General features: G+C 48.7%; 25 protein-coding genes and 1 rRNA gene. 3 read left to right on the top strand and 23 right to left on the bottom strand.

Annotation, left to right across the window (positions count from 1 at the left end; genetic code table 11):
* The 5 genes from T411_RS0111905 to T411_RS0111885 all read right to left on the bottom strand — a co-directional run.
* Positions 1 to 315, bottom strand: a 16S ribosomal RNA gene (locus tag T411_RS0111905); the annotation flags it as partial.
* Positions 316 to 474: 159 nt separating this feature from the next.
* Positions 475 to 615: a hypothetical protein gene (locus T411_RS1000000121110; RefSeq protein WP_000614019.1), complete on the bottom strand. Its 141-nt coding sequence runs from the start codon at positions 613 to 615 to the stop codon at positions 475 to 477.
* Positions 616 to 762: 147 nt separating this feature from the next.
* Positions 763 to 1,287 carry a menaquinone-dependent protoporphyrinogen IX dehydrogenase gene (hemG, locus tag T411_RS0111895; RefSeq protein ID WP_000645803.1) on the bottom strand — a complete coding sequence of 175 codons (525 nt, stop codon included), beginning with the start codon at positions 1,285 to 1,287 and terminating at the stop codon, positions 763 to 765.
* A gap of 22 nt (positions 1,288 to 1,309) precedes the next feature.
* A complete protein-coding gene (locus T411_RS0111890; protein WP_001160591.1) occupies positions 1,310 to 2,767 on the bottom strand; it encodes a TrkH family potassium uptake protein in 1,458 nt (485 codons plus the stop codon).
* A gap of 19 nt (positions 2,768 to 2,786) precedes the next feature.
* Positions 2,787 to 3,419, bottom strand: a complete 633-nt coding sequence (locus tag T411_RS0111885) for a YigZ family protein (RefSeq protein WP_001048716.1) — start codon at positions 3,417 to 3,419, stop codon at positions 2,787 to 2,789.
* 210 nt (positions 3,420 to 3,629) lie between these two features.
* On the opposite strand from T411_RS0111885, the gene fadB reads away from it, so the two are divergent.
* Together fadB and fadA are read left to right on the top strand one after the other, a co-directional pair.
* The gene (fadB, locus tag T411_RS0111880) at positions 3,630 to 5,801 is read left to right on the top strand and encodes a fatty acid oxidation complex subunit alpha FadB (protein ID WP_000640239.1); all 2,172 of its coding nucleotides are present in this window, start codon (positions 3,630 to 3,632) and stop codon (positions 5,799 to 5,801) included.
* A 25-nt stretch (positions 5,802 to 5,826) separates the two neighbouring features.
* Complete coding sequence (fadA, locus tag T411_RS0111875; protein WP_001099261.1) at positions 5,827 to 6,990, top strand: acetyl-CoA C-acyltransferase FadA; 1,164 nt, start codon at positions 5,827 to 5,829, stop codon at positions 6,988 to 6,990.
* Between the two features lie 66 nt (positions 6,991 to 7,056).
* Here fadA and punR read toward each other — a convergent pair whose 3' ends face one another.
* The gene (gene punR / locus T411_RS0111870) at positions 7,057 to 7,962 is read right to left on the bottom strand and encodes a DNA-binding transcriptional activator PunR (protein WP_000491961.1); all 906 of its coding nucleotides are present in this window, start codon (positions 7,960 to 7,962) and stop codon (positions 7,057 to 7,059) included.
* 158 nt (positions 7,963 to 8,120) lie between these two features.
* Between punR and punC the strand changes: the two genes are divergently transcribed.
* Positions 8,121 to 9,323 carry a purine nucleoside transporter PunC gene (gene punC, locus T411_RS0111865; protein ID WP_000868533.1) on the top strand — a complete coding sequence of 401 codons (1,203 nt, stop codon included), beginning with the start codon at positions 8,121 to 8,123 and terminating at the stop codon, positions 9,321 to 9,323.
* 59 nt (positions 9,324 to 9,382) lie between these two features.
* Here punC and glmU read toward each other — a convergent pair whose 3' ends face one another.
* The 17 genes from glmU to yidC all read right to left on the bottom strand — a co-directional run bounded on the left by glmU (position 9,383) and on the right by yidC (position 26,351).
* Entirely contained in the window at positions 9,383 to 10,744 is a 1,362-nt protein-coding gene (gene glmU, locus T411_RS0111860; RefSeq protein WP_001890272.1) for a bifunctional UDP-N-acetylglucosamine diphosphorylase/glucosamine-1-phosphate N-acetyltransferase GlmU, read from the bottom strand.
* Between the two features lie 246 nt (positions 10,745 to 10,990).
* A complete protein-coding gene (locus tag T411_RS0111855; RefSeq protein WP_000719050.1) occupies positions 10,991 to 11,413 on the bottom strand; it encodes a F0F1 ATP synthase subunit epsilon in 423 nt (140 codons plus the stop codon).
* An 18-nt stretch (positions 11,414 to 11,431) separates the two neighbouring features.
* Entirely contained in the window at positions 11,432 to 12,835 is a 1,404-nt protein-coding gene (gene atpD, locus T411_RS0111850; protein WP_000190491.1) for a F0F1 ATP synthase subunit beta, read from the bottom strand.
* A 34-nt stretch (positions 12,836 to 12,869) separates the two neighbouring features.
* Positions 12,870 to 13,736 carry a F0F1 ATP synthase subunit gamma gene (atpG, locus tag T411_RS0111845; protein ID WP_000896515.1) on the bottom strand — a complete coding sequence of 289 codons (867 nt, stop codon included), beginning with the start codon at positions 13,734 to 13,736 and terminating at the stop codon, positions 12,870 to 12,872.
* A gap of 44 nt (positions 13,737 to 13,780) precedes the next feature.
* On the bottom strand, positions 13,781 to 15,322 hold the full coding sequence (atpA, locus tag T411_RS0111840) for a F0F1 ATP synthase subunit alpha (RefSeq protein WP_001176739.1): 1,542 nt from the start codon (positions 15,320 to 15,322) through the stop codon (positions 13,781 to 13,783).
* Between the two features lie 13 nt (positions 15,323 to 15,335).
* On the bottom strand, positions 15,336 to 15,869 hold the full coding sequence (atpH, locus tag T411_RS0111835) for a F0F1 ATP synthase subunit delta (protein ID WP_001281808.1): 534 nt from the start codon (positions 15,867 to 15,869) through the stop codon (positions 15,336 to 15,338).
* A 14-nt stretch (positions 15,870 to 15,883) separates the two neighbouring features.
* Entirely contained in the window at positions 15,884 to 16,354 is a 471-nt protein-coding gene (gene atpF, locus T411_RS0111830) for a F0F1 ATP synthase subunit B (protein WP_001884340.1), read from the bottom strand.
* A 73-nt stretch (positions 16,355 to 16,427) separates the two neighbouring features.
* The gene (atpE, locus tag T411_RS0111825; protein ID WP_000450922.1) at positions 16,428 to 16,685 is read right to left on the bottom strand and encodes a F0F1 ATP synthase subunit C; all 258 of its coding nucleotides are present in this window, start codon (positions 16,683 to 16,685) and stop codon (positions 16,428 to 16,430) included.
* Positions 16,686 to 16,728: 43 nt separating this feature from the next.
* Positions 16,729 to 17,541 carry a F0F1 ATP synthase subunit A gene (atpB, locus tag T411_RS0111820; protein WP_000729881.1) on the bottom strand — a complete coding sequence of 271 codons (813 nt, stop codon included), beginning with the start codon at positions 17,539 to 17,541 and terminating at the stop codon, positions 16,729 to 16,731.
* An 8-nt stretch (positions 17,542 to 17,549) separates the two neighbouring features.
* On the bottom strand, positions 17,550 to 17,939 hold the full coding sequence (locus T411_RS0111815) for a F0F1 ATP synthase subunit I (protein WP_000226753.1): 390 nt from the start codon (positions 17,937 to 17,939) through the stop codon (positions 17,550 to 17,552).
* Between the two features lie 189 nt (positions 17,940 to 18,128).
* On the bottom strand, positions 18,129 to 19,010 hold the full coding sequence (locus T411_RS0111810) for a ParB/RepB/Spo0J family partition protein (RefSeq protein ID WP_000166627.1): 882 nt from the start codon (positions 19,008 to 19,010) through the stop codon (positions 18,129 to 18,131).
* Positions 19,011 to 19,036: 26 nt separating this feature from the next.
* Complete coding sequence (locus T411_RS0111805; protein WP_000516546.1) at positions 19,037 to 19,810, bottom strand: ParA family protein; 774 nt, start codon at positions 19,808 to 19,810, stop codon at positions 19,037 to 19,039.
* A gap of 14 nt (positions 19,811 to 19,824) precedes the next feature.
* Positions 19,825 to 20,457 carry a 16S rRNA (guanine(527)-N(7))-methyltransferase RsmG gene (gene rsmG, locus T411_RS0111800; RefSeq protein ID WP_001068942.1) on the bottom strand — a complete coding sequence of 211 codons (633 nt, stop codon included), beginning with the start codon at positions 20,455 to 20,457 and terminating at the stop codon, positions 19,825 to 19,827.
* A complete protein-coding gene (gene mnmG, locus T411_RS0111795; protein WP_000965608.1) occupies positions 20,457 to 22,352 on the bottom strand; it encodes a tRNA uridine-5-carboxymethylaminomethyl(34) synthesis enzyme MnmG in 1,896 nt (631 codons plus the stop codon). The genes rsmG and mnmG overlap by 1 nt, the downstream gene beginning before the upstream one ends.
* A gap of 474 nt (positions 22,353 to 22,826) precedes the next feature.
* A complete protein-coding gene (gene mioC, locus T411_RS0111790; protein WP_000581314.1) occupies positions 22,827 to 23,261 on the bottom strand; it encodes an FMN-binding protein MioC in 435 nt (144 codons plus the stop codon).
* A gap of 9 nt (positions 23,262 to 23,270) precedes the next feature.
* Entirely contained in the window at positions 23,271 to 24,632 is a 1,362-nt protein-coding gene (mnmE, locus tag T411_RS0111785) for a tRNA uridine-5-carboxymethylaminomethyl(34) synthesis GTPase MnmE (protein WP_000205956.1), read from the bottom strand.
* A 93-nt stretch (positions 24,633 to 24,725) separates the two neighbouring features.
* On the bottom strand, positions 24,726 to 26,351 hold the full coding sequence (yidC, locus tag T411_RS0111780) for a membrane protein insertase YidC (protein ID WP_000378235.1): 1,626 nt from the start codon (positions 26,349 to 26,351) through the stop codon (positions 24,726 to 24,728).

The following is a 26,351-nucleotide window of genomic DNA, read 5'->3' as shown; positions in this document are numbered from 1 at the left end:
TGTGGCTGATCATCCTCTCAGACCAGCTAGGGATCGTCGCCTTGGTGAGCCCTTACCTCACCAACTAGCTAATCCCACCTGGGCATATCCGGTAGCGCAAGGCCCGAAGGTCCCCTGCTTTGCTCTTGCGAGGTTATGCGGTATTAGCCATCGTTTCCAATGGTTATCCCCCTCTACCGGGCAATTTCCCAGGCATTACTCACCCGTCCGCCGCTCGCCACCCAAGGAACAAGTTCCTCTGTGCTGCCGCTCGACTTGCATGTGTTAGGCCTGCCGCCAGCGTTCAATCTGAGCCATGATCAAACTCTTCAATTAAAAGTTTTGTGAAGCTTTCGCTTCGGCTCAATGAATACTGATACTATCTTTCGATAGTGAATTGACTGTGCTGAATGATTGCTCATTCAAATGGTCACTCAGTTCATTGATAATTCTTTTTTGATTATCATCAACGAGTGCCCACACAGATTGATTGGTTTATATTGTTAAAGAGCGCTCTTCTTGGCGGTCTGCTTCAGAAGAGGCGGCCATTTTAGCGAGATAAACTGTTGTGTTAAACACTTTTTTCAGTTTATTTTCGTTGGCGATTTCGCCACCTAAAACACCGAACTGAATCACTACTAACGCTTACTGCGTCTGCCGTGTCAGTGAGGGCGCATTATAGAGATCTGCTTCACACTGACAAGTGTTTTTTTGGTTTTTTTTCGCTGTTTTTCACTGTTCGATGAAAAAAGAGTCACCAAGGCCTGAAAGTGATGGTTTTCTCTACCAATTGCGGAATTGTTCACCAAATTGAGAGACTTTTTCCCAATTGGTGTACTCCACTTCTTTACTGGTATCCGTTTCTCCCCCCGTCAAGGTCATGATCAAACGTATCATCATTTTGTCGAACCAACGGTAACGCGGGTAATACAGTGCCCCAGCAAATACGGCAATACGCTCTGGTTGCCACGGTGACTTTTTCAGGAAGGTTTGAATATAGACACTCCCTTCTGGCGTATCTTTTCCTTGATCTTCTTTTCTCGCGGTGAGATTGACGCAGAAGAAAGCGGCTTTGCTATTGGTCAGCGTCGTGACATGACGTTGAATAAATTGATAGAGCTTTTCATTGAGGCGGCCGTAACGAATCGATGCACCAATCAAGATTTTTTCATAATCCGCCAACGCTATCTCATGGACCTGATGCAGATCTTGGATGTCGCAATCGTACTCCGGCATCTGCTGAGCGATACGTTCGATAATTTTCCGCGTTTGGCCTTCTTGGCTTGAGTACAACAGTAACGCTTTCACAGCTCTCTCCTTAGTATTATCACTAACTACGCCAGAATGTCGGCGTAAGCAGAATCAATAGAGTAAATATTTCTAAGCGTCCAAACAGCATGGACGCAATCAAAATCCACTTAGCTTTGTCATTCACATCCGCAAAGTGTACGGCAACTTCCCCAAGGCCAGGCCCCAAGTTATTCAGTGTGGCGGCGACAGCAGAAAATGCGCTCAGCTCATCCATTCCCGTGGCGATGAGTGCAAGCATACACACGACAAACACCAATGCATAAGCAGAGAAGAAGCCCCATACCGCATCCACGACGCGCTGTGAGAGTGCTCTGCCGCCAAGTTTGATCGGGTAGATGGCGCGAGGGTGAACTAAGCGCTTCATTTCCCGAGCCCCTTGTAGGGTCAGTAGCAACACACGGATCACTTTCATGCCGCCACCCGTTGAGCCTGCGCATCCTCCTATAAAAGAGGAGAAGAGCAATAACACAGGTAAAAAGAGTGGCCAGTCCGAAAAACCTGTGGTGGTAAAACCCGCTGTGGTTGAGATGGATACGGTTTGGAACAGCGCTTGGTCAAAGGCTTGATAAAAGCTGTCGTAAGAGTGGTGTTTCAGTAACACAGAAAAGCAGATCACAAACAGCAGAACTTGGATGACGAAAAATGCACGAAACTCAGGATCGCGCCAATAGTACTTAGGGTGTACACCGCCCGTTGCGAAAGCAGCATAATGCAAAGTGAAGTTACATGATGAGATCAGTAAGAAAACGACGGTGATGAGGTTTATCGCATAACTGTCGAAATACCCCATACTGGCATCGTGAGTTGAGAAACCGCCGATGGCGATGGTCGAGAAGCTATGGCAAATCGCATCAAATAAACTCATTCCCGCTAACCAGAAAGCGCTGGCGCAAGCGATGGTTAAGCTTAAATAGATATACCAAAGCGCTTTGGCGGTTTCTGCAATCCTTGGAGTCACTTTGGTATCTTTGACTGGTCCGGGAATTTCCGCTCGATAAAGCTGCATCCCACCGATGCCAAGTACAGGTAAAATCGCGACGGCGAGTACGATGATCCCCATTCCACCAAACCATTGCAAAAATTGGCGATAGAAAAGGATGGCTTTGGGGAGTTCGTCTAAGCCAACAATCACGGTCGCCCCCGTGGTCGTTAACGCCGAAAAGGATTCGAAAAACGCATCGGTGACTGAAATGTTGGGATCGGCTGCGAGCAAAAAAGGTAATGCGCCAGCGCTGCCGATTACTGTCCAGAACAATACGACGATTAAAAAACCATCCCGTGCCTTGAGTTCATGTTTATGATGGCGGTTCGGAAACCAGAATAAGCCGCCACACAGCAGTAATACAAAAAAGGTTGAGACAAACGGCACACCTGCCCCATCGCGGTAGATCAAAGCCACCAACGCAGGCGCAAGCATAGAAACGCTAAATAGAGCGAGCAAAAGCCCGACAATACGGATAATTGAACGAAATTGCATTATGGTTTGAGCTGACTCGCTAATTCTGACTATGTTGTGGTGAGCGACTCACCTGTATTTTCGCGCCACTTTTATTGATCAAGGCTTGTGTGAAAGCATCTGATTGCAATGCCTCTAATTCCACCACCATTTCGACTTGTTCATTATAGTGAGCCTCCATTTCCGTCGCAGAAAATTGCGCCATTATGGAATGGAGTAATGGAATCATGGCGTAGTCTAGCGTCAGGTGCACAGATGTGGTGATTTTTTTCTCAATAGTTTGAAGTCGCTTGAGCGCTTGTTGCACACCGCCACCATACGCTTTCACTAAGCCACCGGTTCCCAATAGAACACCGCCATAATAACGGGTCACTACCGCCGTAATTTCGCCGATATGAGACCCCGTGAGCTGAGCCAAGATGGGTTTTCCCGCAGTACCGGATGGCTCACCATCATCACTCAATCCCCACAGCATGGAGTTTTCAGGTCGCCCAGCCACAAACGCCCAGCAGTTGTGTCTCGCATCCGCATGACGCTGCTTAATCTCATCAACAAACGCTTTGGCACTGGCAAGATCTGGCGTATGTGCCAAATAGGTAATAAACAGACTCTTTTTAATCTCTTCTTCAAACCGAACAGAAGCCATGGGAATGAGGTAGGGATGAAGATTCATAACTCAGGTCTCAATAAAAAAGGCGCCCAGTGTAACACGGCCTCACCATAAGCTCGACTCGACTTAACGCACAATGTTAAACACTTGTTTAAAAAATGTATTGAAATTAGCTAATCTCAGGTTCAAACTTAGGCAACTGGTCAAACCAGAACATAAAAATGACAACCGCTCTCTCACACAATCACTGATTGTATGTCACGGAGATAGACAATGATTTACCAAGCCAAAACCCTACAGGTAAAGCAACTCGCTAATGGAATTGCCGAGCTCTCTTTCTGTGCTCCTGCTTCCGTTAACAAACTGGATTTACACACACTGGAATCCCTCGATAAAGCGTTAGATGCGCTCGCTGCCGATTCCAGTGTCAAAGGCCTCCTACTCAGCTCAGATAAAGAGGCTTTTATCGTCGGCGCTGATATCACCGAATTTCTCGGGCTATTTGCCAAACCGGAAGCAGAATTGGATGAGTGGTTGCAGTTTGCCAATCGCATTTTTAACAAGTTGGAAGATTTACCTTTCCCCACCTTGTCAGCGTTAAAAGGCCACACACTTGGCGGCGGCTGTGAATGTGTACTCGCCACCGATTTTCGGATTGGTGATGCCACCACCAGCATTGGCTTGCCTGAAACCAAACTGGGCATCATGCCGGGATTTGGCGGCACCGTGCGTCTGCCACGTTTGATTGGTGCTGATAGCGCGATGGAAATCATCACCCAAGGTAAAGCGTGCCGCGCGGAAGAAGCCTTAAAAGTGGGATTACTGGATGCGATTGTCGATAGCGACAAACTGATCGATTCCGCAATCACCACTTTGACTCAAGCGATTGAAGAAAAACTGGATTGGCAAAAACGCCGTCAGCAGAAAACCTCAGCGCTGACTTTAAGCAAGCTGGAAGCCATGATGAGCTTTACCATGGCAAAAGGCATGGTGGCGCAAGTGGCAGGCAAACACTATCCAGCACCGATGACATCTGTCGTGACCATTGAAGAAGCGGCGCGTTTACCACGCGATGCTGCGCTGGATATCGAGCGCAAACACTTCATCAAGCTCGCAAAATCTACCGAGGCGCAAGCACTGGTTGGTATTTTCCTCAATGATCAATACATCAAAGGCTTAGCCAAACAATCCGCGAAAGCGGCAAGCCAAGACACCCAACACGCCGCCGTGCTCGGCGCGGGCATTATGGGTGGGGGCATCGCGTATCAATCGGCTCTCAAAGGCGTACCTGTGCTGATGAAAGACATCGCACCGCACTCTTTAGAGTTGGGCATGACCGAAGCGGCCAAGCTCCTCAACAAACAGTTAGAGCGCGGCAAGATCGATGGATTCAAAATGGCTGGTATTCTGGCTTCCATCACCCCTTCTCTGCATTACGCAGGGATTGATCAGGCGGACGTGATTGTCGAAGCCGTGGTGGAAAATCCGAAAGTCAAAGCCGCGGTACTGAGCGAAGTGGAAGGATTGGTCGATGCAGAAACGATTCTGACCTCCAACACCTCGACCATTCCCATTAACCTGCTCGCCAAATCACTCAAGCGCCCACAGAACTTCTGCGGTATGCACTTCTTTAACCCTGTGCATCGCATGCCTTTGGTGGAAATCATCCGTGGTGAACACACCTCAGAAGACACCATCAACCGAGTGGTGGCTTATGCGGCGAAAATGGGCAAATCACCGATTGTGGTCAATGACTGCCCAGGATTCTTCGTTAACCGCGTACTCTTCCCTTACTTTGCAGGCTTTAGCCTACTGATGCGTGATGGTGCTAACTTCACCGAAATCGACAAAGTGATGGAGCGTCAATTCGGCTGGCCAATGGGCCCGGCGTATTTGCTTGATGTGGTCGGCATTGATACTGCACACCATGCTCAGGCAGTGATGGCCGAAGGCTTCCCAACTCGCATGGCCAAATCTGGCCGAGAAGCGATTGATGCCCTGTACGAAGCGAAAAAATTTGGCCAGAAAAATGGCAGCGGCTTCTATCAGTACACCGTTGATAAAAAAGGCAAACCGAAAAAAGCCTTCAGCGATGACGTGCTCGCCATTCTTGCGCCTGTATGCGGCGCACCACAAAACTTTGACCCACAAACCCTTATCGAACGCACTATGATTCCGATGATTAATGAAGTGGTGCTCTGTCTTGAAGAAGGGATCATCGCCTCCGCGCAAGAAGCTGACATGGCGTTGGTGTACGGTCTTGGCTTCCCTCCGTTCCGTGGTGGTGTATTTCGTTACCTAGATACCATAGGCATCGCCAACTATGTGGCTATGGCGGAAAAATACGCTGACCTCGGCGCGCTCTATCAAGTACCGCAACTGCTGAAGAACATGGCGCAACAAGGAACATCTTTCTACAGCGCTCAGCAAGCCAGTGCCCTGTAAATCGGTTTAGAAAAGGAATAACAAAATGAATACAGTAGTGATTGTTGATTGCCTACGTACTCCGATGGGACGCTCCAAAGGCGGTGCGTTTCGCCACCAACGTGCGGAAGATCTTTCAGCACATTTGATGAAAGGCATTCTGGCGCGCAACCCACAGGTCAATCCAAAAGAGATTGAAGACATTTATTGGGGCTGTGTGCAGCAAACCCTTGAACAAGGCTTTAACGTTGCGCGTAACGCAGCGCTGCTTGCGGGTCTGCCAATTGAGATTGGCGCGGTCACCGTCAACCGTTTGTGTGGATCGTCCATGCAAGCACTGCATGATGCGGCGCGCGCAATCATGGTTGGCGATGCAGAGATCTGTTTAGTGGGAGGCGTTGAGCACATGGGCCACGTGCCAATGACTCACGGCGTTGATTTCCATCCGGGCCTGTCTAAGAACGTGGCCAAAGCAGCGGGAATGATGGGACTGACCGCAGAGATGCTCGGCAAGCTGCATGGTATTAGCCGTCAGCAGCAAGATGAGTTCGCTGCGCGCTCTCATGCGCGTGCTCATGCAGCAACATTAGAAGGTCGCTTTAAAAACGAGATTCTGCCCACCGAGGGGCATGCTGCCGATGGTACGCTGTTTACCCTAGATTACGATGAAGTGATCCGCCCGGAAACCACAGTGGCGGGATTAGCTGAACTGCGTCCCGTATTCGATCCGGCCAACGGAACTGTGACTGCAGGAACCTCTTCGGCACTTTCGGATGGTGCTTCAGCGATGTTGGTGATGAGTGAACAGAAAGCCAAAGCACTCGGTTTAACCATTCGCGCTCGCATTAAAGCGATGGCCGTGGCCGGTTGCGATCCTTCGATCATGGGTTACGGCCCAGTACCTGCGACCCATAAAGCGCTCAAACGTGCGGGTTTAACCATGCAGGATATGGATGTGGTGGAATTGAACGAAGCGTTTGCCGCGCAATCTCTACCTTGCGCTAAAGACTTAGGCTTACTGGATATGATGGATGACAAGGTCAACCTCAATGGCGGCGCGATAGCGCTCGGTCATCCACTGGGTTGCTCGGGTACACGTATCTCAACCACGCTGATCAATTTGATGGAAGCCAAAGATGCGAAATATGGCCTTGCTACCATGTGTATCGGCTTAGGTCAGGGTATCGCGACCATTTTTGAGCGCCCATAACCCTTCCGTTTTGTCTATCACTGAAGCGTCGTTTAAGAGCCAGCAACGCTGGCTCTTGTTATTAGGTTATTTAGCTTGTAGCCAATCACTGTAAAGTTGATCGCTACTGCCCAGATAATTCACCATCCACTCAATCAATTTATGATTATCGTCTTTGCGCCACACTAGGCAGCAGTGGCTAAGCAGTTTTTCATCGGGCAACACTTTCTCTACCAACTGACCGCTGGCCAGTAGCGGCTGCGCCATATGCCTTGGCATATAGCCGACCCCGAGTCCACTTTTTAAACTTTCAATCGCGCTGTACCAGTTTGGCAGTAGCAAACGGCGCTGTTTAGGATAGTGTTCAGTATGACGTTTGGGCAATACGCTTGAGGTATCATCCAAACAGATGGCTAAAAACTGACTGATAAACTCTTCACTCAAATTCTGCTCGCGCACGCAGGGGTGATTGGGTGACATCACAAATGCCCAGTCAAGAATGCCCATATCGCGCACTTCAAAATCGCCACCCACTGGTACTGCTGCGGTTGCGCCAATCACGATATCGGCGCGGCCTTGTGCAATCGCTTCCCACGAGCCGTTGAACACTTCCATGTTGATCTGTAGCTCGGCGAAATCAAAGGTTTGGTAGAAGGCTTCCACCATCGGCTTCATCTTATCCAGCTTGACTACGTTATCGAGTGTCACCTTCAAGGTTTTACGCCAACCATGCGCAGCACGTTTGGTTTGCGCGCGGATCTCCTCCATCTGGCGCAGTAACTGCCTTGCCTCAAGCATAAACAGCTCACCAGCCGGGGTTAGCTCGACCTTACGCGGTAAACGGCGAAACAGCACCACACCCAGTTCACTCTCTATTTGGCGCACACTGTAGCTGATCGCCGAAGGCACTTTGTGCAGCACCTCTGCTGCCGCAGTAAAACTGCCTAAACGCGCTACGGCATCCAACATCTCCAAAGAGGATTTGGAAAACATCACTCACCTACCTATCAATTTTTTTGCATGATAACCGAAAAATTTGCCGTTTCTCTTCATCACAAGACAAAACTAGAATGTAACTACAGAAAAATCCTGGTTGGCGCCAACGGATACTGAAAAAAACATGTGTGAATAATTTTGATGGACATGAAAAAATGAAAGTATCTTTCTTCCAGTTGGTTTACCTTTCGGCACTCTCCATGCTCGGTTTTATTGCCACCGACATGTATCTGCCTGCGTTTAAAATGATGGAAACCGCTTTTGCGACCGGCCCTGAACAAATCGCTCTATCACTGACGGTGTTCTTAGTGGGGATGGCGCTTGGCCAGTTACTGTGGGGCTTAGCTTCCGACAAATTTGGCCATCGTAATACGCTGATTGCTGGCTTACTCGTTTTTACCCTCGCCTCTGCCGGACTCGCGTTTAGCTCAACGGTATGGCAACTGCTACTGCTGCGTTTTATCCAAGCGATTGGGGTGTGCGCGCCTGCGGTCATTTGGCAGGCGATGGTGATCAAGCGTTACCCAAGCTCAGCCAGCCAACAGCTGTTTGCGACCATCATGCCACTGGTAGCGCTCTCTCCAGCCCTAGCACCGCAACTGGGTGTACTGCTGGCAGATTACTTTGGCTGGCACAGCATCTTTTTGACTTTAACCTTGATGGGTATTGTGTTGGTGGTGAGTACGGGCTTACAAACCAATGAAATTGCTGAGCCAAAAACCACTTCTATCGCGCAAGATATTAAAGGTTTACTGAAAAGCAAAACCTATCTCGGCAATGTGATGATGTTTGCTTGTGCATCGGCGGCGTTTTTTGCCTACCTGACCGGGATGCCGGAAATCATGGCGCAGCTTGGTTATCAAGCACGGGACATTGGCCTGAGCTTTATTCCACAAACCATTGCATTTATGGTGGGTGGCTACCTAGGTAAGAAAGCGGTTCAGAAATACGGTGATGAACTGGTGCTCAAACAGTTGATTGCGCTGTTTACCCTGTCAGCGGCGATGATTTTTGTCGCCTCACAATGGACGCTCAGCTCAATTTGGCCAATCTTGGCTCCATTCTGCTTGATTGCGGTGGCCAATGGTGCCATGTATCCGATAGTGGTCAACCGTGCTTTATCCAGTGCTAAGCAAAGCCCAGCAACCGCTGCCGGATTACAAAACAGCTTACAGATCAGTGTCAGCAGTTTATCCAGCGCCCTAGTGGCTGCGCTTGCCAGCCAAGCTCAGCCAGTGACAGGCATTGCGATTGTGTTGTGTACAGGCGGGTTGTGGATAGGTTACATACTCTCTAACCGTCAGTTACGTGAACAGTTCACCACCCCCGACAATGCTCGCGTGGTCAGTGACGAATAAACTGTACTTGAGTAATACAAAAAGAGCCGCGAATGCGGCTCTTTTTTCAATCGGTTCAATTATTTCTTTTTCGCCGGACGCTGCCAGCCAGCAATTTTGCGCTCTGGCGCACGAGTGATGACTAACTCACCTTCAGCGACATTCTTCGTCAGGGTTGTACCGGCACCAATGGTCGCACCGTTACCAATGGTTACAGGCGCTACGAGCTGGCAATCAGAACCCACAAACACATCATCGCCAATCACGGTTTTGTGCTTATTGGCACCGTCGTAGTTACAGGTGATCACCCCAGCGCCCACATTCACGCCTTTGCCAATCTCAGCATCGCCAAGATAAGTCAGGTGATTGGCTTTTGAACCTTCACCAAGACGAGCATTTTTCATCTCCACAAAGTTGCCGACATGCGCATCATCGCGTAGCTCTGCTCCGGGACGTAGACGAGTAAACGGCCCAACTGTACAGTTTTCACCGACCGTCGCCCCTTCAATTACGCTGTATGGGCGGATCACCGTGTTGTCATCAATCTCACAATCTTTGAGAATTGAGCCCGCGCCAATCACTACGTTATTACCGATCGATACATTGCCTTCAATAATCACGTTAACATCGATTTCCACATCCGAACCGCACTGCAGTGTTCCGCGCAGGTCAAAACGTGCAGGATCGCGCAGCATCACACCTTGCTCAAGCAGCTTCTTGGCCTGACGCGCTTGGAAAGCACGCTCAAGACGCGCCAATTGAATGCGATCGTTTACCCCTTCCACTTCGATTGAGTGTGAAGGATGTACCGCTTCGACGGCACGGCCTTCATCATGCGCTGCCGCAATCACGTCAGTCAGGTAGTATTCGCCTTGCGCGTTATTGTTGTTTAGCCCTGCCAACCAACGCTTAAGGTCACGACCAGTCGCCACCAGCACCCCAGTGTTGACTTCTTTGATCAGCTTTTGCTCTTCGCTGGCATCTTTCTGCTCAACGATCGCCACCACAGGGCCACGTTTACGTACGATACGGCCGTAACCTGTAGGGTCTTCCAAAACAACAGTCAGTAGTGCAATGCCATCGGTGGGCTGTGCTTCAAGTAAACTTTCAATAGTGTCTTCAGAAATCAGCGGTACATCCCCGTACAACACCAAGATTTTTTCATCATCTTGGAAATGGGGAGAGGCCTGATCTACGGCGTGCCCTGTTCCCAGTTGCTGCGCTTGCAAAACCCAGTTGACGCTTTCGTTCACCAGAGCTTGCTGCATCTGGTCGCCACCATGGCCATAAACCAGATGGATATTTTGCGCGCCTAGGTTATTACACGTATCAATGACGTGTTTGACCATAGGCTTACCCGCCAATGTATGCAGCACCTTCGGCATATTGGAGTGCATACGAGTTCCTTTCCCTGCCGCGAGAATTACCGTACTGAATTTCATTTGTTATCTACCTAGTCATTTTTCTGCGTCGTATTCTAAACAGCAAACTGAAAATAGTTAATTGCCGATTATCTCGAAAATAAGAAGAGCGATTATTTTCATAGAAAATCACGTTTATTTATTAGTGATCAGTCAATAACGGGACAAAAAACATCCCATAACGTCACACACTCTTACCGATAAGCGGTGCACAAGAGACAAAAAAGCCTGACATAGGTCAGGCTTTTTATCAGCTTGTAAGCATGATTAACGACGCTTTTTGGTCAATTCAATCACGCGAAGCTGCGCGATGGCTTTAGCCAGTTCACTGGCCGCTTGTGCAAAGTCCATATCGCCATGCTGGTTGAGAATACGCTCTTCCGCACGACGTTTGGCTTCTTCTGCCTTAGCTGCGTCCAGATCTTCTCCACGGATTGCGGTATCGGCCAACACAGTCGCTGTGCCCGGCTGAACCTCAACAATACCACCTGAGACATAAATGTACTCTTCGTGGCCGTGCAGTTTCACAATACGCACCATACCAGGCTTGATAGCGGTCAGCAGCGGTGTATGGCCGTGGAAAATACCCAGCTCACCTTCGCTACCGGTCACCTGAAACGTTTCAACCAAGCCAGAGAACAGTTTTTTCTCTGCGCTCACTACGTCCAGATGAAAGGTTATTGCTGCCATATCGCCTCCTAGTCAGCCTTATAGCTTCTTCGCATTCTCGATAGCATCGTCAATCGTACCGCAGTACATAAACGCTTGCTCTGGAATGTCATCGTAGTCACCTGCCAGCAGACCTTTGAAACCACGCAGGGTTTCTTTCAGAGGTACGTATACCCCTGGATCGCCAGTAAAGACTTCTGCTACGTGGTAAGGCTGAGTCAGGAAACGTTCGATCTTACGCGCACGAGCAACGACTTGCTTGTCCGCTTCAGACAGTTCGTCCATACCTAGAATCGCGATGATGTCTTTCAGCTCTTTATAGCGTTGTAGCGTTGCTTGCACGCCACGCGCCACATCGTAGTGCTCTTGACCAACAACCAGTGGATCCAATTGACGTGAAGTCGAATCCAGTGGGTCGATCGCTGGGTATAGACCCATAGCGGCGATGTTACGGTTCAGAACCACAGTTGCATCCAAGTGAGCAAACGTGGTTGCTGGTGATGGGTCAGTCAAGTCATCCGCAGGTACGTATACCGCTTGTACAGAGGTGATAGAACCTTTTTTGGTTGACGTGATACGTTCTTGCAGAACACCCATCTCTTCAGCCAGTGTTGGTTGGTAACCTACCGCTGAAGGCATACGGCCAAGCAGAGCAGATACTTCCGTTCCCGCTAGGGTGTAACGGTAGATGTTGTCGATAAACAGCAGTACGTCACGGCCTTCATCACGGAACTTTTCCGCCATAGTCAGACCAGTCAGTGCTACACGCAGACGGTTGCCTGGTGGCTCGTTCATCTGACCGTAAACCATCGCTACTTTCGACAGTTCTGGTTGTTCAACGTTTACAACGCCCGCTTCCTGCATTTCGTGGTAGAAGTCGTTACCCTCACGAGTACGCTCACCTACCCCAGCAAATACTGACAAACCTGAGTGCTGTAGCGCGATGTTGTTGATAAGTTCCATCATGTTAACGGTCTTACCTACACCCGCACCACCGAACAGACCGATTTTACCGCCTTTCGCAAACGGACAGATCAGGTCGATAACCTTAACACCCGTTTCCAAAAGTTCAGTTGCACTAGACTGTTCTTCGTAGCTTGGAGCAGGACGGTGAATCGAGTACACCTCTTCTGCGCCAATGTCGCCACGTTCGTCAATCGCATCACCAAGCACGTTCATGATACGACCTAGGGTTTTAGTACCTACTGGTACTGAAATTGGAGCGCCAGTGTTTTGTACTGTCATTCCACGACGTAAACCATCCGAGCTACCCATAACGATAGCGCGAATCACGCCACCGCCTAGCTGCTGTTGAACTTCCAGAACCAGACGTTCTTTGGAATCCACAACATTCAGAGCATCGTAAACACTTGGTACTTCGCTCTGTGGGAACTCTACGTCGACTACCGCACCGATGATCTGTACGATCTTACCTGTAGCCATCGTTAATCCTCTAAACTGTTTGTTTTACCTAAGCTTAAACCGCAGCCGCGCCGCCTACGATTTCCGACAATTCTTGTGTAATCGCCGCCTGACGGGCTTTGTTGTACACAAGTTGTAAATCATCAATCAGGTTGCTCGCGTTATCGGTAGCAGCTTTCATCGCAACCATTCGGGCTGCTTGCTCACACGCTAGGTTTTCTACAACACCTTGATAAACCTGCGACTCAATGAAGCGCAGTAAAAGCGCATCTAATAGAGGCTTTGGTTCAGGCTCGTAGATGTAGTCCCACATGTGATCACGCTGCATATCTTCGCTGTCCGATTTTGGCAAAGGTAGCAATTGATCGATCTTTGGTTTTTGCACCATGGTGTTCACAAACTGGTTGAACACCAGATAAAGGCGGTCTAACTCACCTTTATCGTATTTCTTCAGCATGACGCCAACCGAACCGATCAGATCTTCTAAGCTTGGGCTGTCGCCCAAACCAGAAACCTGAGCCGCTACTTTCGCGCCGCTGTTGTTGAAAAAAGCGGTCGCTTTTGAGCCGATAATCGCCAGCTCAATCTGCGCACCTTTCTCTTTCCAAGTTTGCATATCTGTGATGGCTTTTTTGAACAAGTTAATGTTCAAACCACCACACAAACCGCGGTCTGTAGAAATAATGATGTAACCAACTCGCTTCGCTTCACGCTCTTCTAGATACGGATGACGATACTCTAGACTTGCGTTGGCGACATGACCGATCACTTTACGTATTGTTTGTGCGTAAGGGCGTGATGACTCCATAGCGTCCTGTGAACGACGCATTTTTGAAGCAGCCACCATTTCCATCGCTTTCGTAATCTTCTGAGTGCTTTTCACACTCCCGATCTTAGTACGTATCTCTTTTGCGCCGGCCATCGTTACTCTCCGTTAGTTGGTGGCAGAAACTGCCACCGACCTCATTACCAAGTTTGGGTTGCTTTGAAATCGTCAACCAGCTTCTTCAGCTGAGCTTCGATCTCATCGTTGTAAGCACCCGTCTTGTCGATTTGCGCTGCCAATTCAGCGTAATGAGCACGAGCATACGATAGTAGAGCAGCTTCGAAGTCGAGAACCTTGTTCAGTTCTACGTCTGTCAGATAGCCACGTTCCGCAGCAAAGATCACCAGAGCCTGATCAAAGACAGACATTGGTGCATACTGTTTCTGCTTCATCAGTTCAGTCACTTTCTGACCGTGAGTCAGCTGACGCTTGGTCGCTTCATCCAGATCCGAAGAGAACTGAGCAAACGCCGCCAATTCACGGTAAGCAGCCAGAGCAGTACGGATACCACCAGAGAGCTTCTTAACGATCTTGGTTTGCGCTGCACCACCTACACGAGAAACTGAGATACCTGGGTCAACCGCTGGACGTACGCCCGCGTTGAACAGTTCAGTTTGTAGGAAGATCTGACCATCAGTGATCGAGATTACGTTGGTCGGTACGAATGCCGATACGTCACCAGCTTGAGTTTCGATGATTGGCAGAGCGGTTAGAGAACCGGTCTTACCTTTCACTTCACCCTTGGTGAAACGCTCTACGTACTCTTCGTTTACACGAGCGGCACGCTCTAGTAGACGAGAGTGGAGGTAGAAAACGTCGCCAGGGAAAGCTTCACGGCCTGGTGGACGACGCAGAAGCAGTGAGATTTGACGGTAAGCAACAGCCTGTTTAGACAGGTCATCGTATACAATCAGCGCATCTTCACCGCGATCGCGGAAGTATTCACCCATCGCACAGCCTGAGTAAGGCGCGAGGTATTGCAGTGCAGCAGATTCAGACGCTGAAGCCACCACAACAATGGTGTTTTTCAGTGCGCCGTGCTCTTCCAATTTACGAACTACGTTCGCAATGGTTGACGCTTTCTGGCCGATAGCAACATAGATAGAGTAAATACCAGAGTTTTTCTGGTTGATGATCGCATCAATCGCCAACGCAGTTTTACCTGTTTGACGGTCACCGATGATCAGCTCACGCTGGCCACGGCCGATTGGAATCATCGAGTCCACTGATTTGTAACCAGTTTGAACAGGTTGATCAACCGACTTACGATCGATAACACCCGGTGCGATCACTTCAACTGGTGAAGTCTGTTTTGCACCGATTGGGCCTTTACCATCAATCGGCTCACCCAGAGTGTTAACTACACGACCTAGCAGCTCAGGACCAACAGGAACTTCCAAAATACGGCCAGTACCTGTTACTTTCATGCCTTCACGCAGATCCGCGTATGGACCCATTACTACCGCACCGACCGAGTCACGCTCAAGGTTCAGTGCCAGTGCATAACGGTTGCCCGGTAATTCAATCATTTCACCTTGCATAACATCTGCAAGGCCGTGAATACGAATGATACCGTCGCTTACCGATACGATAGTACCTTCGTTGCGAGCTTCACTAACAACGTTGAAAGATTCAATACGTTGTTTGATCAGATCGCTAATTTCCGTGGAATTAAGTTGCATGCTCCAATCCCCATCAAGACTGCAATGCATCGCTCAGACGCTTCAAACGTCCGCGTGCTGAGTTATCGATGACTAAGTCTCCGGCTCGAATAATAACTCCGCCAAGCAGAGTCTCATCTACACTGCAATTCAGCTGAACTTTGCGCTCTAAACGCTGCTCAAGCTTGCTGCCAATTTCTGAACGCTGTTGTTCACTGAGTTCAGTAGCGGAAATCACTTCCACATCTACTTTCTTCTCATGTTCCTGCTTTAGCACAGCAAAGTGCTCATAAAGCGCAGGAATCGCCAACAGACGACCATTTTCTGCCATTACCTTAATCAGGTTTTGGCCATGACCATCAAGCTGTTCGCCACAAACTGCAATAAAAATCTCAGCCAATTTATTAGCTGAGCCCGAGCTGGTTAACAGCTCGTGCATTTGTTCGTTTTTTGCGACTTCAGCGGTGAAAGCAAGCATCTGGCTCCAATGGCCAAGTTGCTGTTTTTCTACCGCAAAATCAAAGGCTGCTTTAGCGTAGGGGCGTGCGATTGTAGTCAAATCCGACATATGCGCCCCCTCCGTTAAAGTTTTGCAGTAATGTTGTCGAGAATATCTTTGTGCGTATCTTTATCGATTGAACGCTCAAGAATTTTCTCAGCACCAGCAATTGCCAGAGTTGCAACCTGTTTACGCAGCTCATCGCGAGCACGGTTACGTTCTGCTTCAATCTCCGCTTCGGCTTGAGTCAGGATTTTCTGGCGTTCTGCCTGAGCTTCCTCACGTGCTTCGTCGATGATTTGTGCTTTACGTTTATTCGCTTGCTCAATGAGCTCAGTTGCTGTGCGTTTTGCTTCTTTCAATTGATCTGAAGCATTAGCTTGTGCCAGGTCTAGATCTTTCTTTGCACGCTCAGCGGCTTGCAAACCATCAGCAATTTTCTTCTGACGATCTTCAATCGCTTTGATAATCGGCGGCCACACATATTTCATGCAGAACCACACAAACATACCAAAGGAAATTGCTTGACCTAGCAGAGTTGCGTTCATATTCACAACAGCTACCCCCTAAAGTGGACTTAGTGTTAATCAACGACAAATCTTATCGATTTGTCAGGACAAAGCTTGATTAACCAGCTAGCTGACCAACGAATGGGTTTGCGAATGTGAATAGCAGAGCGATTACGATACCGATCATTGGAACCGCGTCCAGCAGACCTGCGATGATGAACATCTTAACTTGCAGCATAGGAGCCATTTCAGGTTGACGCGCAGCGCCTTCCAAAAACTTTCCGCCTAATACAGCGAAACCAATCGCAGTACCAACCGCACATAGACCAACAATAATAGCTACAGCGATTGCAGAGAAGCTCAATACAGTTTCCATCTAATTTCTCCAAAGATTCAATGGGTATTAAAAATTCAATTTATTAATGATCGTTATCTTCATGAGCCATTGACATATACACAATGGTCAACATCATAAATACAAACGATTGGATCAAAATAACCAAGATATGGAAGATAGCCCAAGGTAGGGATCCCATCCATTGCAGGTACCATGGCAGCATAGCCGCACAAAGAATAAACACTACTTCACCTGCAAACATGTTACCGAACAGACGCATACCGAGTGATAGCGGTTTCGCCAGCAGCGAAACAACTTCAATCAATAGGTTGAACGGAATCATGATCCAGTGATTAAACGGGTGTAGTGCCAACTCTTTTGCAAACCCGCCCAGACCTTTCACTTTGATGCTGTAGTAAATCATCAGAGCAAATACGCCTAGAGCCATAGCCATGGTGATATTCACATCAGCTGACGGCACCACTTTTAGGTAAGGGATACCAAGCCAATGCTGTGCTGGGTAAGGTAAGAAATCGATAGGCACAAGGTCCATCAAGTTCATTAAAAATACCCAACAAAAGATAGTGAGTGCCAAAGGAGCAATTAGTGGATTGCGACCATGGAAAGTGTCTTTGACGTTTTTGTCAACGAACTCTACCACCATCTCAACAGCACACTGCAGCTTACCCGGAACACCCGCTGTCGCTTTTCTGGCTACTGCACGGAATACTCCAAGGAATATCAGTCCAGTTAAAACAGAGAAGAACAGGCTATCGATGTGTACATTCCAGAAACTCGACTCTTCCGCCACTAGCCCCAACTTGTAAGTTGAAAGGTTAGTAAGGTGGTGAGTGATATAACTGGAAGGTGTGAGCGCTTCACCTGGCGCAGCCATAACTCATCCTATTTTTTGTTGTTAATGAATAGCACTGGCGCACAGATATTGATACCTAGAGCCAGCAAATAGGTTAGCTTCAGTGGAACAAGTTCCAACTGCATATACATGTAGGCAACGGAAAACAGGACGATAGTGATGAGAATTTTCAGCGCTTCACCCGTATAAAACGAGATGGCGACCATTTTTAACGCGCGCGCCCCTGCAAACAGGAAAGCACAACCCGCAAAAACAGCGTTAGCAATGACAAAAATGCCACCACCGACTAAGGCTGAAAGCCCCCAATCACCATTTACCGCCACTGCAAACACAGCTGCCGCAACCATAACTGCACTGAACTGGATCAATAACAATCGCTTTGCAAGCTCTCGTCCTTGCCTCGCTAGCACAGCTACCATGTATTCTTACCTCTAGTAATCACCACAGCTCGAACCGCTTTTTCGGACTGGGAAATTGGCGAAAATTATACGGTGGCATCAACTGATTGCAATGAAAACACCGCAAAAAGTTACAATTTTGCATACAATCCGACAACTTTCGCATAAACAATGTGATTTACCACAATTGATTTAAATCAATTATCTCACTTAGTTTTGCAGCTTGGCAATCAGTAGCTCTAATTTGTGAGGCTCATCAAGACTAATCGTCACTTTCGATTTACCGTTTGGGGTTCTCACTATAGAGACTTTTGCTGCTAATTTCTCACTTAAATTTTGTGACAATTGTTGTATTTCTAGGTCTTCTGACACGTTTTTTGCGTCAGATGGGTCAGATAAACATTTTTTTACAAGTTGCTCAGTTTGACGAACGGTCAGTTGCTTCTTCGCCACTTGCTGCGCAATTTCCACTTGCTGTTCACCTTCTAACATCAGAAGAGCACGAGCATGGCCCATTTCCAACTGTTTGGTCTCCAATAAGCGCTTTACGTCATCGCTCAATTGGTTCAAACGCAGCAGATTGGTCACAGTCGTGCGTGACTTGCCGATCACTTCCGCAACCTGCTGATGGGTAAGATTAAATTCGTTTTGTAAACGCTCTAGCGCTTGTGCCTCTTCCATCGCATTCAGATCTTCGCGCTGAATGTTCTCGATCAATGCCATGGCGATCGCACCACGATCTTCCACTTGCTTGATCAAACAGGGCACTTGCTTTAACCCCGCTTGTTTGGCGGCACGCCAACGACGTTCCCCCGCAATGATCTCATATCCTCCGGTGGGCAGATGACGCACGACAATCGGCTGGATAATACCTTGAGACTGAATGGATGCCGCCAACTCTTCCAGAGCTTCTGGGGAAAGATCTTTACGTGGCTGATAAATACCGGGCTTGAGATTAGAGATGGAAAGATCCGCCAACTCACCTTCCGCCGACATCGACTGACTGAGTGAAGCAACTTGCTGCTTTTCGCGAGCCAATGAACTGGTCGCGAGTAGTGCATCCAGCCCTTTTCCTAAACCACGTTTAGTCATGTAAACGAATTCCTATAGTTGTTGTTTTATGCGGGAATCTCTTCGCGACGTAACATCTCACCAGCTAACGCTAAATAGGCCTTAGCCCCGGCCGATTGCTTATCGTAATACATCGCTGGTTTACCATGACTTGGCGCTTCGGCCAGTCGGACATTACGTGGAATAACCGTACGATACACTTTACTACCAAAGTGCTTTTTCAATTGATCAGAAACTTCATTGGCCAAGCGGTTACGTGGGTCGTACATGGTACGCAAGATACCTTCAATTTTGAGGTTATCGTTAACCACGGCGGCCAGTTTGCTGATCGTATCCATTAACGCGGTTAAGCCTTCCAACGCAAAATACTCACATTGCATAGGAACCAACACGGAATCGGCGGCTGCCATGGCGTTGATTGTAAGAAGGTTTAAAGAAGGCGGACAATCAATAAAGATGAAATCATAGTTATCACGCACTGAGGCGAGTGCGTTTTTCAAGCGCACTTCACGGGCAAACACTTCCATCAGTTTGATTTCAGCCGCAGTGACATCGCCATTGGCGGCAATCAAGTCATAGTGACCAGTGGTTTTGCGACATACCACTTGGTCAAACGGCGCATCTTCAACCAAAAGCTCATAAGCCGTGGAGTCAACCTGATATTTATCGACGCCACTAGCCATAGTGGCATTACCTTGTGGGTCAAGATCGACCACCAGTACTTTACGTTTGGTGGCGGCCATAGAGGCGGCCAGATTGATACAAGTTGTTGTTTTCCCAACTCCGCCTTTCTGATTGGCGATTGCTACGATTTTACCCACGGTATGCCTCGCTGTTATCCCTTGCGCGATAAGATTACAAGATGACGCTCACCTTCCAACTCAGGAACTTGCAAAGCTTTGATATCGGTCACAGAACACCACTCAGGGAGTAGGGTGATTTCATCATCAGGCCGTACTCCTTTGAGGGCTAAAAATACCCCAGCATTCGGTTTTGGTAGATGCTGACACCAGTTGACCATGTCGGTCATCGACGCAAAAGCGCGACTTAATACGCCATCAAAACCGGATTCAGGATCAAACTCTTCCACTCGACTCTGCACGGGTAACACATTGTTGATCTTGAGATCGTGGATCACCTGTTTTAGAAAACGGATCCGTTTACCAAGACTATCGAGCAGCACAAACTCTTTATCTGGGTGCATGATCGCAAGCGGAATACCAGGCAATCCAGGCCCAGAACCCACATCAATAAAGCGCTCACCGACAAGATGCGGACTGACCACCAAACTATCAAGAATGTGTTTCACCAACATTTCCATCGGATCCCGCACGGAAGTGAGGTTATAAGCTTTGTTCCATTTGTCGAGCAGCTGCACATACCCAACGAGCTGCTCACGTTGCTGCTCTGTCACCGTTAAGCTGGTTTTGCTGATCAAGGCGTCGAGTTTGACTCGTAACGGATTCATTACGCCGCTTCTCCCTTTTTCAGCATGCCGTGTTTTTTCAGGTGAACCAGCAAAATAGAAATCGCCGCAGGCGTGATACCTGAAATACGTGATGCAATTCCAATGGTTTCTGGTTTAGCCGCATTGAGCTTCAATACCACCTCGTTTGAAAGACCTTTGACTTGCTTATAATCAAGCTCAGCTGGCAGCTTGGTATGTTCATGGCGCAGCGATTTTTCAATTTCATCTTGCTGGCGCTGAATGTAGCCATCGTATTTAACTTGAATCTCTACCTGTTCGGCGGCTTCTGCATCTTCCAAAGCAGGGGCAAAAGCCGGCAAAGTGGTCAGCAGCTCATAGGTCATTTCAGGGCGACGCAGTAAGTCTTCACCACTGGCTTCACGCGACATCGGCGTTTTCAGCAGGGTATTGAGCTGTTCGACGCCAACCGAGTTTGGATTCATCCAAGTTTCTTGTAAGCGTTGACGCTCTTTGGCCATGTTGTCGATTTTTTGGTTGAAACGTGCCCAACGCGCATCATCCACAAGGCCAAGCTCACGCGCTTTTTCGGTCAAACGCAGATCAGCGTTGTCTTCACGCAGCAGCAGACGATATTCCGCACGCGAAGTGAACATACGGTAAGGTTCTTTAGTGCCCATGGTCGAAAGATCGTCGATCAACACGCCCATGTACGCCTGATCGCGACGTGGACTCCAGCCTTCTTTGTCTTGGCTGTACAAGCTGGCGTTCAGACCCGCCATCAAGCCTTGCGCAGCGGCTTCTTCGTAACCTGTAGTACCGTTGATTTGTCCTGCAAAGAACAAACCATGGATATATTTGGTTTCATACGTTTGCTTCAAATCACGTGGATCGAAGAAGTCGTATTCAATCGCGTAACCCGGACGAACGATATGTGCGTTCTCAAAACCTTTCATTGAACGTACGATCTGCACTTGCACGTCAAATGGCAAGCTGGTGGAAATGCCGTTCGGATAGAGTTCAGTGGTGGTTAAACCCTCTGGCTCAATAAAAATTTGGTGACTGTCTTTATCGGCAAAACGCATCACTTTATCTTCGATCGATGGACAGTAACGCGGGCCGATCCCTTCGATGATCCCGGCATACATAGGGCTGCGATCAAGGTTAGCGCGGATCACATCATGGGTGCGCTCATTGGTGTGCGTGATGTAACACGGAATTTGGCGTGGATGGTGCTCACGCTTGCCCATGAAGGAAAAAACTGGGGTCGGATTATCACCGTGCTGCGCTTCCAATACCGAGAAATCAACGCTATTGGCATCGATACGTGGTGGTGTGCCGGTTTTTAAGCGATCAACACGAAATGGCAGTTCACGCAGTCGGTGCGCCAAAGCGATCGATGGTGGATCCCCAGCACGACCCCCAGCATAGTTTTCAAGGCCGATATGGATCTTACCGCCAAGGAAAGTCCCGACGGTTAACACTACCGCTTTGGCATGAAATTTCAGGCCCATCTGAGTCACAACACCACGAATATGATCATGCTCGACGATCACATCATCTACCGCTTGTTGGAACAGGGTGAGATTCGGGGTGTTTTCTAACACATTACGCACATAGGCTTTGTACAGAGCACGATCGGCTTGTGCACGAGTTGCACGCACGGCTGGCCCTTTTGAAGCGTTCAGTGTACGAAATTGAATACCTGCGTGATCGATAGCTTGCGCCATCAAACCGCCCATTGCATCCACTTCTTTGACTAAATGACCTTTACCGATCCCACCAATGGCAGGGTTACAGGACATTTGGCCTAGGGTGTCAATATTGTGGGTAAGAAGTAACGTACGCTGTCCTGTACGTGCTGCAGCGAGAGCGGCTTCCGTTCCTGCGTGACCGCCACCAACCACAATGACGTCAAATGTTTCGTGATAAAGCATGAACGACCTCAGGTATTCATCGAGACTATGGGTTAACAAAAGAGGCGTATTCTAACCTCTTTCGGTTGGCTAGAAAATCGCTTTCCTGTTTTTTCGATCAAGGAGGGTCATTAAATATATATAAAGATCTATATAGAGATCTTTTTATTAGAGCTACTATTAAGGAGCAGGATCTTTGTGGATAAGTGAAAAATGATCAACAAGATCATGCGATTCAGAAGGATCAGATCGTGTGATCAACCACTGATCTGTTCAAGGATTAGCTGGGATCAAAAACCTATGTTATACACAGCCACCTTGGGATCTAAAACTTGTTATATGGATAACTATAGGAAGATCACCGGATAATCGTATAGTTATCCACATGAGATTTGATTGAAAAAGCATCAATCAATTTTTTCACTACCGTTAAATTTATCCACAATCCAAAAAAAAGAGCGGCATTAAGCCGCTCTGCATGGAATAGGTCATTATTTAGAAGCGATTGATGACGCGTTTGAGCCAAGCTTCAGCGGCATCTTCAGGCACTGGGTGTTCTTGTACATCGATGGTAAAGCAGTTGGCCAGAGGTTTAGCACCAATATCCCCCAGCAGCTGATAGGCATGTTTACCTGCCGCGCAGAAAGTATCGTAGCTTGAATCACCAATCGCGACCACGGCATAACGTAGTGCAGAGGTATTCGGTGGTGTATTCTGCAGAGCTTGAATAAAGGGCTGGATATTATCCGGGTACTCACCAGCCCCATGGGTTGAGGTGATGATCAGCCAAGTCCCTTTAGCAGGGATCTCACTCATGTTGGGCTGGTTGTGAATTTTGGTGTCAAAGCCTTGTTCTTGCAGTAAATCACTCAGGTGGTCACCCACATATTCCGCACCGCCTAGGGTGCTGCCAGTAATGATATGAATCATAGCGTTACTCTATTTCCCAATACAGAATGATGAAAAAATGCGGCCAAGCAGATCATCGGAGCTGAACTCGCCCGTAATTTCGTTAAGGTGTTGCTGGGCTATACGCAGCTCTTCGGCGAGGATTTCTCCGGCCATATAGCCTTCAAGTTGTTGCTGGCCAATCGCTAAGTGCTCTGCGGCTCGCTCTAGGGCATCGAGATGACGGCGGCGTGCCATGAAGCCACCTTCCTGATTGCCTGAAAAACCCATGCACTCTTTGAGGTGCTGACGCAAGGCATCGACCCCTTGGCCTGTTTTGGCTGATAGGCGGATCAAGGTGGGTTGATTAACATGGCAGATCCCAAGTGGTTCACCGGTTTGATCGGCTTTATTACGGATCACAGTGATCCCAATATTCTCTGGCAGTTTGTCAACAAAGTCAGGCCAGATGTCCTGTGGATCGGTGGCCTCTGTGGTGGTGCCATCGACCATAAACAGTACGCGATCGGCTTGGCGGATCTCTTCCCACGCGCGCTCAATACCAATTTTTTCTACCGCATCAGAAGCGTCTCGTAGTCCCGCGGTATCGATGATGTGCAGCGGCATCCCATCAATATGGATATGCTCACGCAGAACATCACGGGTGGTACCGGCAATGTCGGTGACGATGGCAGACTCTTTCCCCGAAAGCGCATTGAGTAGGCTCGATTTACCCGCGTTAGGACGCCCAGCAATCACCACCTTCATCCCTTCGCGCATAATGGCACCTTGGTTGGCTTCACGGCGCACTGCGGCAAGATTATCTATGATGGTTTGCAGATCAGCGGAAACCTTACCATCGGCCAGAAAATCGATCTCTTCTTCTGGGAAATCAATTGCGGCTTCAACATAGATGCGCAGGTGAATCAGCGATTCCACCAAGGTATGGATGCGTTTAGAAAACTCGCCTTGCAGTGATTGCAGCGCGGATTTCGCGGCTTGCTCAGAGCTGGCATCAATCAGGTCTGCGATGGCTTCCGCTTGGGTTAAATCCATCTTGTCATTGAGGAAAGCGCGTTCTGAGAATTCACCGGGACGGGCTGGGCGCACTCCTTTAATCTGCAAAATACGGCGGATCAGCATATCCATGACGACCGGGCCACCGTGACCTTGCAGCTCAAGCACATCTTCACCGGTAAATGAATGAGGATTGGGGAAAAACAGCGCAATGCCTTGATCGAGCTGTTGGCCATCTTCATCGGTGAAAGGCAAGTATTCGGCATAGCGGGGTCTGAGCGTGCGTCCAGTGACTGTCTGCGCGACGTGGGCAGCCAGTGGGCCTGATACACGGATAATGCCGACACCACCACGGCCGAGTGCCGTAGCTTGCGCGACAATGGTATCTGTTGTCATAGTGTTACCTGAACAGGATTGAATTAGCGCCATTGTAATCAGCAGCCAACAAAAAGGCGACCTTTTGGCCGCCTCTTTATTACTCAATCAAACTTACTTGGAGTGTAAGCCTTTTTTCTCTAGCGCTTTGTAGATCAGCGTTTGCTGGATGAGCGTTACGATGTTCGACACCAACCAGTACAGAACCAAGCCTGATGGGAACCACAGGAAGAAGAAAGTGAACATCACTGGCATGAAGGTCATGATCTTCTGTTGCATTGGATCGGTGATCGTGGTCGGGCTCATCTTCTGGATAACGAACATGCTCGCACCCATCAGCAGTGGCAAGATGTAGTAAGGATCTTGCGCGGACAAGTCATGAATCCAACCAAAGAATGGAGAGTGACGCAGCTCTACCGACTCCATCAGTGCCCAGTACAGCGCAATGAAAATCGGCATTTGCAGAAGGATAGGGAGACAGCCACCCAGTGGGTTTACTTTCTCTTTCTTATACAGCTCCATCATCTCTTGGCTCATGCGCTGGCGATCATCGCCAATCCGCTCACGCATCGCTTGCAGTTTTGGTTGCAGCATGCGCATTTTCGCCATTGAGGTGTACTGTGCTTTGGTCAGTGGGTACATCGCACCACGAACAATAAAGGTTAAGCAGATGATGGCCACACCCCAGTTGCCAACAAAGGTCTGAATCACAGACAGCAACCAGTGCAGTGGCTTAGCAATGAACCACAACCAACCATAATCAACCACCAGATCAAGATTAGGCGCTGTTGCAGCCATTTGGTCTTGCAGTTTTGGGCCTACCCATAAGGTTGCTTCAAACTCTGCTTTATCACCGTTGGCAATGGTTTTGTTTGGTGTACGGATACCCATATCACCTAAATTATTGATAACGCGTGAGTAAAGCTGTGCTTGCGGCTCATCACGTGGGATCCATGCTGAAGCGAAGTAGTGCTGGATCATCGCGACCCAGTTTACCGTCACATCGTTTGGTGCACTGAGGTTGCGATCTTTCATGTCGTCGAAGCTGTACTTCTTGTAACGCACATCGCTGGTTGAGTAAGCACCACCACGGTAAGTTGGCATGGCGAGGTTGCCACCAGAATCCAGCAGATTTTGGCGCAGGTGAGCATACATACCTAGTGTGGCTTCGCTACCTGAGTTATTGGCGACGTCAAACACCACATCCACGGCGTAGCTACCACGCTTAAGAATGAAGGTTTTCGTGTAGTCAATGCCATTGGCTTGATAGGTCATAGGAATGCGCAGTTCATCTTGGCCTTCGGCCAGAGTGAAACTATCGGCACTCACTTGGTAAGCGGGACGATTATTGCTAGTGACGTCAATGCCTTGTGGGCCGACTAAACCACTTTGAGCAATAAACTGATGGCCTTGGGTGTTTTGCAACAAGACAAAAGACTCAGGCGAATTGAGCTCTTCTGAGTATTGATTCAGTTTTGCGCTAACCACATCGCCGCCGAGCGTATCAATAGACAGAGTCAGTACATCGGTTGAGACGGTAATGGTCTTGGCCTTCGCCGCCACATTTTGTGCAGGCGTTGGATCTAACTCATCGGAAAATGAAGGAGCAGGAGCTGCGCCTGTGGATTGGGCCTGCTGTGTCGCTTGCGGTGCAGGGTTCTTCGCTACTTGCCATTGTTGAAACAGTAGGAAAGAAACCAGCGCCAGAGCGATTAACAAGATATTACGTTGAGAATCCAT

The sequence above is a fragment of the Vibrio cholerae ATCC 14035 genome (genome assembly GCF_000621645.1).
In the GTDB taxonomy this organism is placed as follows: Bacteria; Pseudomonadota; Gammaproteobacteria; order Enterobacterales; family Vibrionaceae; genus Vibrio; species Vibrio cholerae.
This window is presented reverse-complemented; position numbering and strand designations above follow the sequence as displayed.

Bases quoted from the DNA above. Each gene is read 5' to 3' on its own strand.
- atpA (WP_001176739.1), bottom strand. From the start codon at position 15,322: ATGCAACTTAATTCCACGGAAATTAGCGATCTGATCAAACAACGTATT.
- T411_RS0111890 (WP_001160591.1), bottom strand. From the start codon at position 2,767: ATGCAATTTCGTTCAATTATCCGTATTGTCGGGCTTTTGCTCGCTCTA.
- atpG (WP_000896515.1), bottom strand. From the start codon at position 13,736: ATGGCCGGCGCAAAAGAGATACGTACTAAGATCGGGAGTGTGAAAAGC.
- atpB (WP_000729881.1), bottom strand. From the start codon at position 17,541: ATGGCTGCGCCAGGTGAAGCGCTCACACCTTCCAGTTATATCACTCAC.
- mioC (WP_000581314.1), bottom strand. From the start codon at position 23,261: ATGATTCATATCATTACTGGCAGCACCCTAGGCGGTGCGGAATATGTG.
- T411_RS0111815 (WP_000226753.1), bottom strand. From the start codon at position 17,939: ATGGTAGCTGTGCTAGCGAGGCAAGGACGAGAGCTTGCAAAGCGATTG.
- T411_RS0111855 (WP_000719050.1), bottom strand. From the start codon at position 11,413: ATGGCAGCAATAACCTTTCATCTGGACGTAGTGAGCGCAGAGAAAAAA.
- yidC (WP_000378235.1), bottom strand. From the start codon at position 26,351: ATGGATTCTCAACGTAATATCTTGTTAATCGCTCTGGCGCTGGTTTCT.
- punR (WP_000491961.1), bottom strand. From the start codon at position 7,962: ATGTTTTCCAAATCCTCTTTGGAGATGTTGGATGCCGTAGCGCGTTTA.
- atpE (WP_000450922.1), bottom strand. From the start codon at position 16,685: ATGGAAACTGTATTGAGCTTCTCTGCAATCGCTGTAGCTATTATTGTT.
- mnmE (WP_000205956.1), bottom strand. From the start codon at position 24,632: ATGACAACAGATACCATTGTCGCGCAAGCTACGGCACTCGGCCGTGGT.
- fadA (WP_001099261.1), top strand. From the start codon at position 5,827: ATGAATACAGTAGTGATTGTTGATTGCCTACGTACTCCGATGGGACGC.
- mnmG (WP_000965608.1), bottom strand. From the start codon at position 22,352: ATGCTTTATCACGAAACATTTGACGTCATTGTGGTTGGTGGCGGTCAC.
- glmU (WP_001890272.1), bottom strand. From the start codon at position 10,744: ATGAAATTCAGTACGGTAATTCTCGCGGCAGGGAAAGGAACTCGTATG.
- rsmG (WP_001068942.1), bottom strand. From the start codon at position 20,457: ATGAATCCGTTACGAGTCAAACTCGACGCCTTGATCAGCAAAACCAGC.
- T411_RS0111885 (WP_001048716.1), bottom strand. From the start codon at position 3,419: ATGAATCTTCATCCCTACCTCATTCCCATGGCTTCTGTTCGGTTTGAA.
- fadB (WP_000640239.1), top strand. From the start codon at position 3,630: ATGATTTACCAAGCCAAAACCCTACAGGTAAAGCAACTCGCTAATGGA.
- T411_RS0111810 (WP_000166627.1), bottom strand. From the start codon at position 19,010: ATGACTAAACGTGGTTTAGGAAAAGGGCTGGATGCACTACTCGCGACC.
- atpH (WP_001281808.1), bottom strand. From the start codon at position 15,869: ATGTCGGATTTGACTACAATCGCACGCCCCTACGCTAAAGCAGCCTTT.
- atpD (WP_000190491.1), bottom strand. From the start codon at position 12,835: ATGGCTACAGGTAAGATCGTACAGATCATCGGTGCGGTAGTCGACGTA.
- punC (WP_000868533.1), top strand. From the start codon at position 8,121: ATGAAAGTATCTTTCTTCCAGTTGGTTTACCTTTCGGCACTCTCCATG.